Genomic DNA, 14,078 nt, shown 5'->3' on the forward strand with positions numbered 1-14,078 from the left:
CGTCTAGCTCTGGCGCAGCAGCTGGTCGGCGTTGTCGCGCATGATCCGCTTCTTGGCGGGATCGTCGAGCGGGTCGAGCAGCTTCACGAAGTCCGCCGGTTCGGCCAGCCCTTCGGCGTGCGGATAGTCCGAGCCCATCAGCAGGCATTCGTCATAGCCCAACCGTTCCACGATGGTCGGAATGTCGTCTTCGGGATACGGGACCACACCGACATGGCGGCGGAAAATGTGTGACGGACGTTCGGTGAGCTTACCGCCGATCCACGGACCGTTTCGCCCCATGCCGCGACTCTTGTCCATGTGAATGACAAACTGCGGCACCCATTCCGCACCATGTTCGGCAACAAGAACATTCAGTCCGGGGAATCGCCCGAACAGGTTGTCGAAGATCAGCGCTGACAGCGTGTCCTCTATCGGACGCTGGCCGTAGATGTTCATCCACTGCCACGCGGACATGTGCCACGCCGCTGGGTCGGGGTTGTGTCCCCAGGCTGGCGAGATGGCGTTGAAATACCAGAACGGTTGAATGTGGAAGACCAGCGTGCAACCGGCTTCCTGCAGCCGCGCATAAATCGGGTCGAAGTACGGGTCACCGGGCGAGCGACCGTAGGCCGGCCCGGTCGGCAGCAGCACCAACCGTGCACCCTGCTCAATGATCGCTTCGGTCTCTTTGATCGACGATTCGAGGTCCCGCAACGACAGCAAGGCGGTGGCGTACAGCCGGTCCTGGTAGTTGAAGCCCCACGTCTCGTCGAACCAGCGGTTGAACGAGCGCAGGTTCGCGTACAGGGCCTCGGTGTCGTCAACGTAATGCTCAGCGGCCAGCGCCATACCGGCGGGGAAGATTACCGCGCGTTCGACGTTCTGCTGGGCCATGACCGTCAGCCTGGGCTCTCGCTCCAGATACTCCGGCCGCATCGGCTGCGGTTCGTAGGTCTCGTCCGGGTTACCCGAACCCATCTGCTTGAGCATTTCCTTGAGCGAGCCAGGTCGGTAGGCCACATCGAAGCCCAATCCGGCCTCACTGTTGAACGTAGCGATCCGATGTCCGGCCAGGATGACTTCCGTGCCGTCGGCGCCGACGACGGGTGTGATCGCGCGGTCATGAAACTTCTTGGAAAGATAGCGGGTGAACGCGTCCCGGGTCTCATAACAGTGGGTGTCGCAATCGAAAATCCCGTAGTCGAGTTTCGTCACCGCGTCGCTCCTTCTTACGAGAATGGCTATTCTCTAATTCAGAAAACATACTATCCTGATCCCTAAACCACTATCTCGGGTCCGTTTGGAGACATCGCGTGGCAAAGAGCGAGCTAGACGAGCTCCGTGCCGCTGTCCGCGAGTTCCTTGATGCGACGTCACCCATCGAGACGGTGCGCGCGCTGATGGCAACAGACACCGGGTTCGACGCGGCGTCCTGGCGGCAGCTTGCCGGCGAGTTGGGCCTGACTGGCATCGCGGTTCCTGACACCTGGGGCGGGGCCGGCGCGGGAATGGCCGAACTGGCAGTAGTTTTCGAGGAGATGGGCGCCGCTCTGCTGTGTGCGCCCTTCTTCGCCACGGTTGCTTTGGCCATACCCGCGATTCTCGCCAGCGCCGACGAAGCTGCGACCGAGAAGTTCGTTCCAGGGTTCGTCGACGGGACGAGCACCGCCACCCTGATCCTCAATGGCCAACTGGGACCGTGGGACTCGGACACTGTGTGCTTGCGTGCACAGCAACATCGCGCCGGTTATCGGCTGCACGGTACTGCGCCACTGGTGCTCGACGGCCACACCGCCGATGTGATTCTCGCGGCGGCCCGCACCGAAGCAGGCATTTCGCTATTCGCGGTACCCGCCGACGCAGCCGGTCTACGCCGGACACTGATGGCTGGACTCGACCGCACCCGCAAGGTTGCCCGGGTCGAGTTCGACGGCGTCGCAGCCGAGCTGATCGGAGCCGACGGCGGTGCCGCGCACTTCCTGGCGCGTACTTCGGATGTGGCCATTGTCGCGCTGGCCGCCGAACAGCTGGGCGCGGCGCAGCGCTGCCTCGAAATGGCGGTCGAGTACGCGAAGAACCGCATCCAGTTCGGACGGCCGATCGGCAGCTTCCAGGCGATCAAGCATCGGTGCGCGGACATGCTGGTACTGGTTGAGGGGGCGCGTTCGGCAGCAACGCGTGCCGCCGAGGTGGTTGACGCCGACGAGCCGTCGACCGCAGCGGCAGTCGCGAAAATGGTGTGTTCGGAGGCGTTTTTGCAGGTTGCCCTGGACAACATGCGCATACACGGTGGCATTGGTTTCACGTGGGAACACGATGCCCACCTGTACCTCCGTCGCGCCAAGGCAAGTCAGTTGATCTTTGGAACCCCGGATTATCACGCACAGCGGCTGGGTGAGCTCGTGGCGACTTCAGCTCAGAAAGGGCACACGTGACCATCTCGTTCTCCCTGGAGCTGCCTACCCAGCGGGTCGCGGCGGCGCACGAGTTCGTTACCGCCGACGCCATCGCCGCCATTGCAAGGGCAGCCGAGTCAAGCGGATTCGCGGCCGTGCACGTGACCGACCATCCCGCACCGGATGCCAAGTGGCTCGACCACGGGGGTCACCACGCGCTGGACCCGTTCGTCGCCCTTGCGTTCGCGGCTGCCGCCACCACCGACATCAAATTGCTGACGAATGTCTACATCGCGGCGTACCGTAACCCGTTCCTTGGCGCCAAATCCATCCAGAGCCTGGCCGTGCTGTCCAATGGACGCCTCATCCTCGGAACGGCAGCGGGCTACCTCAGGCCCGAATTCCACGCCCTTGGAATCGATTTCGACAGTCGTGGGGCGCTGCTCGACGAAGCTCTGGATGTGCTCGACAAGGTATTGACCGGTGCAGACATCGCCTATCAGGGAACGTCATTCGCGGCCCGCGGGGTCCGGCTACGTCCACTGCCCCCGGCCACACCACCGGTCTGGGTGGGCGGCAACAGCAAGCCGGCGATCCGCCGCGCGGTATCCCGTGCCCAAGGATGGGCGCCGTTCAACACGTTCGGCTACGCCACCGCATCACGAACCGCGGAGATCTCGACGCTCGATGACCTGGAGGCTGCCATCAACTGGGTCAAGAGCTACGCAACCGAGATCGGTCGTACTGCCCCGCTCGACATCTGCTTTTCGGCGGGAAACCTGTTGGACGACAACAAGTCGACCGATGAACGGCACGCCACCATCGACAGGCTGCACGCGGCGGGCGTCACCTGGCTCACCATCGCACCGACCGGGGCGGACCGAGCGGAAGTCATCGAGCGGTCCCAGGCCTTCGCCACGGAGTTCATCGCGACGTAAAGAGCACCTCACCTGACTGCTCACCGCCACCCGCGCCGCCGGGGTTCGTGTCGTGCATTGGCTGATGGAGAAGCGTCCGTCACCACCACCGGGGCGGTGGTCGACGCCCGGTCAGGAAGGTGATAACGTCATTCTCACTTAGCGTAAATGCTCATATTCGCTGCTCAGGAGGATAAGATGCCTGCCCGTTCATTGCCGTACCCGGTTTTCGATATCGACAACCACATGTACGAGACGACGGACGCGCTCACCAAATATCTGCCGATGGAACACCGGGGAAAGGTCGGCTACGTCGAGGTCAACGGCCGCCCCAAGCTCGTGGTCAAGGATCACATCAGCCACATGATCCCCAACCCGACCTTCTCGCGGGTGGCCAGGCCCGGCAGTGCCGAGGACTACTTTCTTGGCAACAACCCGGAGGGTCTCAACTTCCGCGAGTTCGTCGGCGAGGCAATGGATGTCATACCCGCCTATCAGGCTCCCGCTCCACGGCTCGAACTGATGGACGAGCTGGGCATCGACCAATGTGTTATGTACCCCACCCTCGCCAGTCTCATCGAGGAGCGCACCACTGACGACGTCATCCTGACCCACGCGATCATTCACGCACTCAACGAGTGGATGCACGAACACTGGACGTTCAACTACAACGACCGCATCTTCGCGACGCCGGTCATTTGTTTACCGCTGGTGGACGAGGCGATCAGGGAATTCCACTGGGGACTCGAGCGCGGTATGAAGACATTCCTGGTCCGGCCCGCGCCAGTGCCCAGTCGCTTCGGCGGATCGCGCTCGATGGGCCTGCCCGAGTTCGACCCGTTCTGGGAAGAGGTCGTCAAGACCGGCATGCCGGTCACCATGCACGCTTCGGACAGCGGCTATCAAAAACATCTCATGGAGTGGGAGGGCGGTGGCGAATACCTGTCGTTCAAGCCCAGTGCCCTGCGCGAGGTTGTCATGGGACACCGAGCTATCGAAGACACTCTGGCGGCGATGATCTGTCACGGGGCACTGTCGCGGTTTCCCGAACTGAAGATCCTGTGTGTCGAAAACGGCAGCGGCTGGGTGAGGAATCTGCTGGAACAACTCAACACGGCGTACCGCATCATGCCCAAGGAATTCGACGAACACCCCGTTGAGGTTTTCAAGCGCAACATCTACATTCACCCGTTCCTCGAAGACGACGTCAAAGGGATCGTCGACATCATGGGTGAGGACCATGTGATGTTCGGCTCTGACTTTCCGCACCCCGAGGGCATGGGCGACCCACTGAGCTTCGTAGACCGACTCGATGGCATCCCGGAAACCGCGAAGGCGAAGATCATGGGCGGCAACGCTATTGAACAGTTAGGACTCAAGGTCGCGGTGTGACGGCAAGGTTGTGCAGCGGAACGTTGGACCAGCCGCAGACGTTGGACATCGCCACCCGCCGCAGCCCGCTGCGGTCGACTTCGTATTCGGGAACGAGATCCAGCAATGCGCCCAACGCGATACGGCTTTCCATTCTGGCCAGCGCGGCACCCAGGCAGCTGTGCACACCGTAACCAAGTGCCAGATTGAAGCCCATCTTGCGTTGCCGGTCGATGTCCAGCCGGTCGGGATCGGGAAACATCCGCTCATCGCGTGTCGCTGAGCCGGTCACCAGCAAAACCGCGCCACCTTCTGGAATCGTGTTGCCATGCAACGTAAGATCTCTGGTCGCGGTACGGACCTGGTATTGAGACGGTGCCTCGTAGCGCAACAATTCCTCAACCGCAGCCGGAATCTTGCTGCGGTCCGCGCGCAACTTCTGCCATTGATCGGGGAAGTCGGCGAACGCCACCATGGCATTGCCAATTAGTTTGGTCACCGTTTCAGCGCCCGCTCCCCCGAGCATGGTGGCAAAGCCGGTGATATCCACGTCGGTGAGCTTCTCGATCTGCCCGTCGCGCTCGATCTCGGTCTCGATAAGCCGACTTATCATGTCATCCTGCGGTTCGGCGCGACGCTTCTGCACAAGGTTCCAGTAATAGATCCCGGTCTGCACTGAGGCGTCATAACCTGTTGCGGTGGTGGCGATCTCTCCAGGGTGGCGCTCCAAGAGCAGATCCAGCCAGACCCGGATTTGGTCGCGGTCTTCTTTGGGCACCCCGAGCATCGTGGTGATGACGTCATTGGGGAACAGCGCCGAGAAGTCGGCCACCACATCGAAAGATTGGGGATCGAGCGCTTCGACGCGTTCATAGACCTTCTCGCGCACCATGTCTTCCAGCGCCGCGATAGCGCGCGGGGTGAAGACGTTGCTCACGAGTCTGCGCATCTTCTGATGCTCGGGCGGATCCATCGAGATGATCACCTTCGGCACCGGAATGGCGTTGTCGTGCGCCTTGACCATGTCCAGGGTCGCGCCCTTAGCTGACGAATAGGATTGGTAATCCCTTGTAGCCGGTGCCACGTCGTCGTACCTCGTCAGCGCCCAGAAGTCCCACTTCGCGCTGTAATACACCGGTGCTTCATCCCGCATCCGCCGATAGGTGGCGAAGGCACCGTTGAAGAAGTCGTCCGAGAACGGGTCGAAGTCCAAGGGTTCATCGGACGTGGCGGCGCTCATAGGATCGACCCGGACTCCTTATCGGCCATGATGGTGTCGCAATCCAACCCTGCATCCAGCAATATTTCTACGGTGTGTCGACCAGGTTCAGGGGTCTCGTATGAGAATGACCATTCTACCTTGCTGGTAGCTTGGCCGACTAGGGCCGCCGACCGGGGCGGCGGTGTGGGCCCACGTTGAGAACCTGTGTTCTCGATTTTCGTTAAGGCTACTATCCTACGAAGGTGCCTTTCCCGAACATCCCGCCCACGATTCCTGCACTGATCAGGTCGTGCGCCGAGCGTTTCGGGAACAAGCCGTTTCTGATCGTCGACGGCCGGGTGCTGACCTACGCCGATCTCGACCTGCGCTCAGCCGACTTGTCGATCGCGTTGCTGGCGGCGGGGATTGGCAAAGGCGACCACGTCGGGATCCTAATGCCCAACAGCGTTGACTGGGCGCTGGCCTGGTTCGCCACCACGCGCATCGGTGCGGTCGCCGTGCCGCTCAACACTTTCTACCAGGCGTCCGAGATGGCCTGGACCGCACGGCACGCTGACCTGCGGGCTGTCCTGACGTGGTCACATTTCCGCAACCATGACTTCATCGCCCGCCTCGAAGAGGCGCTCCCCGGGATGGCCGATCAGCGCGAGCCGGGACGAATCGCCGTTGTTGATGCGCCATTCCTGCGCACCGTCATGGTGTGGGGATCCAGCGATCGAGCCTATGCCACAACCACAGTCGGCGCTGCGGCGCCGGGCATCGATGCCGCTTTCCTGGCCGCTGTCGAATCATGTGTCACACCGGCCGACGAAGTGACGATCATATACACCTCCGGAAGCACCGGGAATCCAAAAGGCACGGTGCACACCCAGGGTGCGCTCGTTCGCCATACCTACAATCTGACCTTCTCCTACGGCGTGACGCATGAAGACGTCATGTTCACCTCGATGCCGTTCTTCTGGGTAGGCGGGCTGATCACCGGTTTGCACGCCGTGATTCACCATGGCGCAACTCTCGTGACCCAGCCGGCCTTCGACGCGGGGGAAGCCCTGGAACTCATCGAACGCCATCAGGCGACGATTGCCCTCGGCTGGCCCCAGCAAGGCAAGACCCTCGCCGAGCACCCCGACTTCCCGCGCCGCGACCTGCAATCGGTTCGGCGCACCAGCATGCCCGCGATGGTGCCACCTGAGCACCGGCCGAAGGGCCCCAACGCGCTGGGCATGACCGAATTGTGCGGCAACCACATTGGTGTGGATCAATATCTGCAACAGCCGGTTGATCGGTTGGAAACAGGCGGCGTGTCCATCGAGGGACTCAGCCACCTCCTCGTAAACCCCGATACCGGCCTCCCGGTGCCGCGCGGCACGCCCGGCGAAATCTGGGTACGCGGTTACTCGCTGATGCAGCGCCTGCACAAGCAGGAACGCGAAGAGGTATTCACTCCGGACGGCTACTACCGCACCGGTGACTGCGGCGTCGAATCCGACGACGGCTGGATCAAGTTCACCGGCCGGTTGGGCGACTTGATCAAAACCGGCGGCGGCACCAACGTCACACCAAGCGAAGTCGAACGTGCGCTCACCAATTGCGCGGGTGTGCTGGAGGCCTACGTAGTTGGAGTCCAGGACGCTGACAACGGGACAGTGGTCGCCGCCGCGGTGGTACCGCGCGGTGAGTCAGTTCTCGACGGGGCGGCCTTGCGAACGGAACTGCGCGGCATCCTGTCCGCGTACAAGGTGCCGAAATACATCTGGGTCGCGGCGAAACAGGACCTCCCGTTCACCGCGACCGGAAAGGTCAAGAAGTCAGAGCTGTCACAGCAGTTGAGTGACCTGCTGCCGCGAAGCTGAGCACTAGTCCCCCCTAGTCCCAGACCACGTCGAGTCGCGGCGGTGAACGGAACATGGTGCCGGTGACATACGGGCGCGGCGCCTCTGGATCGAGTCGCAGGCCGGGCAGTTCGTCGAACAGCGCGTTGAAGATTCTGATGCTTTCCAGCCGTGCCAGGTGCATGCCGAGACATACGTGAGCGCCGTGGGCGAACCCGATGTGCGGCTTACGCTCTCGATAGATGTCGAAAGATTCGGGATCGTTCCAGCGCGTCTCGTCGTGGTTGGCGCTGCCCAGGCTGAGCATCATCGTCGCGCCGTTGGGGATCCCTACTCCGAAGAATTCGATGTCGCTGGTGACTTCACGCATGAAGTTCAGCAGCGGCGTCTCCCACCTGATGCCTTCCTCGATGGCTTGCGGCAGCAGACTCCGGTCATTGCGCACGGCGTCGAGTTGATCGGGATGGGTCAGCAGTCCCATCGCCAGGCTGGCTGTCGATCTGGACGTGGTTTCGGCGCCGGCGGGTAGGAGGTTTCGCATGAACCCATAGATCTGCTCGTCAGACATCTTGACGCCGTCGATCTCGGCTTGCGACAGGATGGTCACCATGTCGTCCTTTGGCGACTTGCGCCGGTCGGCAAGCACGCCGACGAAGTACTCCTTCATTTCGGCGGACGCCTTCATCGCGCGATCCATGTCGCCACGGAAGCCCAGCAAATCGATGGCGAGTCGATGAAACTCGCCGATATCGGACTGCGGTAACCCCAGCAGGGCGGCGATCACCCGAACCGGAATGGGCATGAAGACCGTGTCCACCAGATCGGCGCGCTTGTTGTCGCGGAACTTCGCGACGGTGCGGTCCACCAACGGGCCGACAAGTTCTGCGTCCCAACGCTTCATCGATGAACGTGCGAAAGCGAATTCGTGCAACCTGCGGTAGACGGCGTGCTCGGGCTCTTGCATTTCCAGGATTGTCGGCCCCTGTAACGGCCGCACCACGTCTTCGTAACACCGGGTACTGAAGGTGATGTTGTCGATGAAGACACTCTTGACAGCGTCGAAAGAGTACGCGGTATAGGTTTTTCTACCGTTTCCGACATCTTCGGGAACGCCCATCTCCGGCCATCCAGGGTGCACGGCGCCCTTCGCCCGTAACTCGCGCAGCAGCGGATAGGGCGTCGCGTCTCCGTCTGCACCCATGCCGGCGTTGAACTTCTCCTGCGCTTCGCGGATGCGCTGGTCGATATCGTCGGTGACCGCCGGCTCCGCCACGTAAGCCTCCCTACCGGTATCAACCTACAGTCCGTCGGTTGTAAACCTACATGATGTATGTTGAACCGACCAGAAGCGAGCCGACCCCCAAAGCGCAACCTGGAGTATTCGATTGGCCATTCGAGTCGTGCAATGGGCTACCGGCGCGGTAGGCCGTGCTGCGCTGCAGGAGCTTATCGAGAATCCCGATTATCAACTGGTCGGAGTGCTCGTATACGACCCCGCCAAGAACGGTGTGGACGCGGGACAACTGTGTGGGCTACCCGCCACGACGGGGGTCGCCGCCACGACGGACAAGGACGAAATCGTCTCGTTGAGAGCGGATGTCGTGGTGCACGCCGCCAGCAAGGCGCACGCCGTCGAGACCAACGCCGAGGACATCTGCCGGTTGCTCGCGGTGGGCACCAACGTCATCACGACCACGTCGTACAACCATCTGCCCACCTATGGCGCACAGACCGAAGCCTCGTTTGTGCAGGCGTGCCGGCAGGGCAAGTCGCGTTTTCACGCCGCAGGGGAGAATCCCGGCTTCATGTTCGAGCGGCTGATCGCGACCGTCACCGGGTTGAGCAAGACGATCGACCGCATCGATCTGTACGAGGCCACCGATGTGTCAGCCGTCCCCAGTCGGCCGATGCTCGTCGACCTCATGGGCATGGGCCGTCCACCCGAGGACGTCACCGTTGATTCCCCGATCATCAAGAAACTGGATCTGGCCTACCGCCAGGCACTCAACGCCACCGCCGACGTCCTGGGAATCTCGTTGTCACACATCGATGTGTCCGTGGACGCCACCACACTCCCCCACGACATCGTGGTGACGGCTGGTGCGATCGAAGCGGGAACCGTTGTCGGACAGCGGTTCTCCTGGGTCGGTCACTGGTCGGGCCGGCCTCTGCTGGCCATCCATGAGGAATGGGTGCTGACCCGGGACCTACCGCAGTGGGGCATCACACCGTTGGCGCCGGGTGAGAAGTCCCCGCTGATCCGAGCGGTCATCAAGGGCGTGCCGAGCTTTGAACTGCAACTCGATGTCGGTTGGGATGGACAACCGGCCACGGGGCAGCACGCCCAGCCGGGCCATCTGATGATCGCGATGGGGGCGGTGCGCGCCATTCCGTACGTGCTGGGTCAACCGCCCGGGATCGTGACCGCGCCCGTATTCGGCGCCATCCAATTAGCCGGCAGCGACACCGACCGCGCGTGAGATGTGCTCGCTCGGCGCGGCGTGGAATACGTGCCCCGAGCCGTCCGGCAGCACCCTACGGGCGATCAGGTAGTCCGACCCCAGCCAGCCTTGCCGGATGTATCGGCCGAACCGCAAGAAGGTTCCGGGCGCGCCACTGGCCGACGGTATGAGCTTGACTTGTTCGATCCCAAGCTTGACGCCCTCGCCGGTCAGCGGACGCGCCGCGGCCAGCCCCCGAGTTATGACGGTGGCGGCGTCGTGGGACAAGCCGGGCATCGAATGCCCCGGCCGCCGACCGTATCTGGTCTCGAATCGGTCCAGGAATGCCTGCCCGACCAGATTGCGCTCGTCGTAGCTGTCCAGCCCGATCCAGCCCGAGAGGTGTCGCATCCACTCGGCATTGATATGTGCCATCTCAAAGGCGGTGGTGGTGTACCGGGGAGGATCCCAGCCGGCAGCGCGCAGTGCGTCGCTGAACCCCCACAAGCCGTGCCCGAAACCCACGTGGACGACGGCATCCGGATGCGACGCCCGCAAGGCTGCCACCGTGTCGGCCTTATCGGCCTCCACTTGCGGAATTGCGACCGTTGCAACCACTTGCAAACCCGCAGCCGCATAAGCCTTTTCCGCGAAAGACAGATACTCCTTGCCGATCAGCGACGCCTCGTAGGCAACGGCGATGCGCGAGCGGCCGTCGCCAATCATGACCGCCGCCAGCATCACCGGTTCTTCAGCCATCGAGCCGTTGTTCAGGGCGAAGCACCACTCGCCCAGCGCGCCTTCTGATCCCGACAAAGTGATGATCGGGACCTTGGCTGTCGCATCGACGTGCGCCCGCAGTGGCACCACGTTGTCAGAAACCCACGGTCCAAAAATGACCAGGCACCCTTCGGCCACCAGTTCATCGAAGGCGCGTTCCACCGCCTGATAGGTCCCGTTCGGCAGACCCACAACGTTGCGTTGAATCAGATCGACGGGCCGGTCGATCAATCTCGAGGCGACAGCCTCGTCCAGCACCAGTTGCAACGCGGCGACGGTGTTGTCGTCGGTATCGCCGCTCGTCGGATAGTCGTTCAGCAATCCCACCTTCAGTGGTGCGACCGACCCGTATGCGCGAACCACGTCGTCTGCCATACCCGGCAACATACAGGACGTATGTTGCTACGATCATCGTCGTGGCCCAGCGTGGAGGATCTGACGACGACCGCCGGGCGCGCGGCGATCAAACGCGGCGTGACCTCATCGATGCGGGGCGAGAACTGTTCGTGGCGCAGGGATACTTCAACACCAGCGTCGGCGACTTGGTGACGAAGTCGGGTGTCGGTACCCGTGGCGCGTTCTACCACCATTTCAAAGACAAGGCTGAGTTGTTCCGCGCCGTCTTCGAAGAAGTCGAGAGCGACCTCACGCTGCGCTCCATCGCCAACCCCCCGCCCGGTGCGGACCCGTGGCAACGGTTAACCCGCGGCATGCAGGGATTTCTCGAAGCGGCCCTCGAACCCGAAGTGCAGCGGGTAATGCTGGTCGACGGGCCGGTGGTCCTTGGCTGGCAGACATTGCGAGCCATTCAAGAGGGCAACAGCATCGCCTTGATCAATGAAATGGTCCGCGCGGCCATCGCAGACAAGATCATCGACGATCAACCCGTCGGAGAGCTCACCCACATGATCGTCGCCGCACTCGAAGAAGCCTCCAGAATGGTCGCGCACGCGGCGAATCCAGCAAGGGCGCGCCGACGAGCCGCCAAGGTACTCGACCGTCTGCTGCTGAGCTTTGCGGTGGACGAGCGAAAAGCACTGCGGCGGTGAGTGTTTTGCTCCGACTATGGGAAACCGTCGGTCCGTGTGTAAATGTGTGTTTGCGCAAGTGAATAATTTCGCTCTCAGCCCGGCGACCCAGGAGCCCCATGCAGACTGAGCAACAACCATTGCGGGTCGCGGTCGTCGGCGCATCCGCCGGCCTTGGCCGGTGCATAGGCACCGGGCTCGCCAAGCGCGGCGCCCATGTTGCCCTGCTCGCCCGTCGATATCCCCGCTTGGTCGACGCGACCAAGGAGGCCGGCAACGGCGCGGTGGCCGTCGCGTGTGATGTCACTATCGCCGAGACCTGCCAGCAAGCGATAGCGGAGGTGGTCGGCGCGCTGGGTGGACTGGACGCGTTGGTGTACACCACCGGCATGGGGGTGTTGGCGCCGCTGCAAGAGGTGACAGCCGAACAGTGGGGACGGTTGTTCGCCACCAATGTCACCGGTGCATCCCTCGTCACTGCGGCTGCGGCACCACACCTGGCTGCGGCCGGCGGCTCGGCCGTCTATCTGTCCTCGCTGAGTGCGTCCTACACGACACCGTGGCCGATGCTCGGGTCGTACGCGGTCACCAAAGCCGCATTGGACAAGCTCGTCGAGGCATGGCGTATCGAGCACCCCGAAATCGGCTTCACTCGCCTCGCCGTGGGCGACAGCATGGGCGGCACCGGCGACTCGATGACCGAGTTCAACAAGGACTGGGACCCAGAAGTCCTGGAAAAGGCGATCCGATTCTGGATGGACCACAATTACATGCAGGGCGGGCTGATTGACCAGGAACATCTGACCGACGTCGTCAACAACATAATCCGTTGCGGCAAGAGCGGTTTCGTCCCATACATGACACTGGCCCCGCGCTCGTCCGACGCAGTGCAGGAGCTCCGGAATTGGTGACCCAGATTCTTTCACGATGGAGGCAGCAATGAAATCCAAGGCGGCGGTGCTGCGCGGAGTCGGACTCGATTGGGACGTCACCGAAGTCGAGCTCGATCCCCCGCATGCGGGCGAAGTTCTGGTCAGGATGGCCTACGCGGGGATCTGTCACTCCGACGAGCATTTTCACACCGGCGACAGTGTGCCCACCCCGGAGATGGAAGAGATGATGCGGGCAGCGGGCCGTACGGTGCCCGAGTGGTTCCCGATGCTTGGCGGGCATGAAGGATCTGGCGTCGTCGAGACGATAGGGCCAGAGGTCAAGACCCTGAAACCTGGTGATCACGTTGCTATTTCGTTCTATCCGTCATGTGGTAACTGCCGATGGTGTACCACCGGCCGCACCTATCTGTGCGACGTGGGCGCCGACATCCACAGCAAAGCGATGACCACCGACGGCACGCGGCGCCGCCACCTCGACGGTGAAGATCTGATGGCGATGATGCAAGTCGGCACCTTTTCCGAATACGTGGTGGCATCCGAGCGGTCACTGGTGAAAGTTCACGACTGGATCCCGCTGGACTCAGCTTGTCTGGTCTCCTGCGGTGTGACAACCGGATTCGGATCGGGCTCGGTGGCCGCCGGTACCGAAGCCGGTGACACCGTCGTGGTCGTCGGCGTTGGCGGAGTAGGCATGAACGCCGTCCAGGGCGCAAAGATCGCCGGTGCCAAGCACATCGTTGCGGTCGATCCCAACGAATTCAAACGTCAGATGGCGCCGACCTTCGGGGCTACCCACACCGTCGTCGACACCGGCGCCGCAATGGAACTGGTCACCGAGATCACCTGGGGACTCATGGCCGACCGGGTCATTCTCACGCCGGGTGTCGTACCTCCGGACATGGTGCTGCTCGCCCTGATGATGCTGCGCAAAGGGGGTACCTGCGTGTTGACGGGAATGCCCAAGGTCAGCGACCTGATGGTGCCGATGGTCCTCACCGACATGATCTACTCCTGCAAGACCTTCAAAGGCGCGCTCTATGGCGAGCTGAATCCACGCGAAGCCATGCCCCGCCTGCTGGCGATGTACGAGGCCGGCCTGATCAAGTTGGATCAACTCATCACGCAGAAATACAAACTCGACGATATCAATGAGGCGATGCGGGATCTTCGGGCCGGCAAGAATATCCGCGGCGTAATCACATTCGAGTGAGAAGGG

The 14,078-nt window shown here is 62.3% G+C and carries 12 protein-coding genes; 8 read left to right on the forward strand and 4 right to left on the reverse strand.

Annotated features, from left to right (window positions below; all coding sequences use genetic code 11):
- Positions 1-3: 3 nt before the first annotated feature.
- Positions 4-1,197: an amidohydrolase family protein gene (locus AC5Y6Y_RS07935; protein WP_473139055.1), complete on the reverse strand. Its 1,194-nt coding sequence runs from the start codon at positions 1,195-1,197 to the stop codon at positions 4-6.
- Between the two features lie 98 nt (positions 1,198-1,295).
- Between AC5Y6Y_RS07935 and AC5Y6Y_RS07940 the strand changes: the two genes are divergently transcribed.
- From AC5Y6Y_RS07940 to AC5Y6Y_RS07950, 3 genes are all read left to right on the forward strand, one after another.
- Positions 1,296-2,417 carry an acyl-CoA dehydrogenase family protein gene (locus tag AC5Y6Y_RS07940; RefSeq protein ID WP_473139056.1) on the forward strand — a complete coding sequence of 374 codons (1,122 nt, stop codon included), beginning with the start codon at positions 1,296-1,298 and terminating at the stop codon, positions 2,415-2,417.
- Entirely contained in the window at positions 2,414-3,316 is a 903-nt protein-coding gene (locus AC5Y6Y_RS07945; protein ID WP_473139057.1) for a TIGR03619 family F420-dependent LLM class oxidoreductase, read from the forward strand. The genes AC5Y6Y_RS07940 and AC5Y6Y_RS07945 overlap by 4 nt, the downstream gene beginning before the upstream one ends.
- 177 nt (positions 3,317-3,493) lie before the next feature.
- Entirely contained in the window at positions 3,494-4,687 is a 1,194-nt protein-coding gene (locus AC5Y6Y_RS07950; RefSeq protein WP_473139058.1) for an amidohydrolase family protein, read from the forward strand.
- On the opposite strand, the gene AC5Y6Y_RS07955 is transcribed toward AC5Y6Y_RS07950, so the two are convergent.
- A complete protein-coding gene (locus AC5Y6Y_RS07955) occupies positions 4,671-5,906 on the reverse strand; it encodes a cytochrome P450 (RefSeq protein ID WP_499918042.1) in 1,236 nt (411 codons plus the stop codon). The two genes, AC5Y6Y_RS07950 and AC5Y6Y_RS07955, sit on opposite strands and share 17 nt — an antisense overlap.
- A 224-nt stretch (positions 5,907-6,130) precedes the next feature.
- On the opposite strand from AC5Y6Y_RS07955, the gene AC5Y6Y_RS07960 reads away from it, so the two are divergent.
- Positions 6,131-7,741 (forward strand): class I adenylate-forming enzyme family protein, encoded by a 1,611-nt coding sequence (locus tag AC5Y6Y_RS07960; protein ID WP_473139060.1) that lies wholly within the window; start codon positions 6,131-6,133, stop codon positions 7,739-7,741.
- Positions 7,742-7,754: 13 nt separating this feature from the next.
- On the opposite strand, the gene AC5Y6Y_RS07965 is transcribed toward AC5Y6Y_RS07960, so the two are convergent.
- Positions 7,755-8,993, reverse strand: a complete 1,239-nt coding sequence (locus AC5Y6Y_RS07965; RefSeq protein WP_473139061.1) for a cytochrome P450 — start codon at positions 8,991-8,993, stop codon at positions 7,755-7,757.
- 127 nt (positions 8,994-9,120) lie between these two features.
- On the opposite strand from AC5Y6Y_RS07965, the gene AC5Y6Y_RS07970 reads away from it, so the two are divergent.
- Entirely contained in the window at positions 9,121-10,200 is a 1,080-nt protein-coding gene (locus AC5Y6Y_RS07970; protein WP_473139269.1) for a dihydrodipicolinate synthase, read from the forward strand.
- Here AC5Y6Y_RS07970 and AC5Y6Y_RS07975 read toward each other — a convergent pair.
- Complete coding sequence (locus tag AC5Y6Y_RS07975; protein WP_473139062.1) at positions 10,171-11,316, reverse strand: ABC transporter substrate-binding protein; 1,146 nt, start codon at positions 11,314-11,316, stop codon at positions 10,171-10,173. The genes AC5Y6Y_RS07970 and AC5Y6Y_RS07975 overlap by 30 nt on opposite strands.
- Before the next feature lie 41 nt (positions 11,317-11,357).
- On the opposite strand from AC5Y6Y_RS07975, the gene AC5Y6Y_RS07980 reads away from it, so the two are divergent.
- From AC5Y6Y_RS07980 to AC5Y6Y_RS07990, 3 genes are all read left to right on the forward strand, one after another.
- Complete coding sequence (locus AC5Y6Y_RS07980; protein ID WP_473139270.1) at positions 11,358-11,990, forward strand: TetR/AcrR family transcriptional regulator; 633 nt, start codon at positions 11,358-11,360, stop codon at positions 11,988-11,990.
- Between the two features lie 98 nt (positions 11,991-12,088).
- Positions 12,089-12,880, forward strand: coding sequence for an SDR family oxidoreductase (locus tag AC5Y6Y_RS07985; protein ID WP_473139063.1), 792 nt, complete (start codon positions 12,089-12,091; stop codon positions 12,878-12,880).
- A gap of 28 nt (positions 12,881-12,908) precedes the next feature.
- On the forward strand, positions 12,909-14,072 hold the full coding sequence (locus tag AC5Y6Y_RS07990) for an NDMA-dependent alcohol dehydrogenase (protein WP_473139064.1): 1,164 nt from the start codon (positions 12,909-12,911) through the stop codon (positions 14,070-14,072).
- Positions 14,073-14,078 lie beyond the last annotated feature (6 nt).

It is taken from the genome of Mycobacterium sp. NGS24 (genome assembly GCF_059813065.1).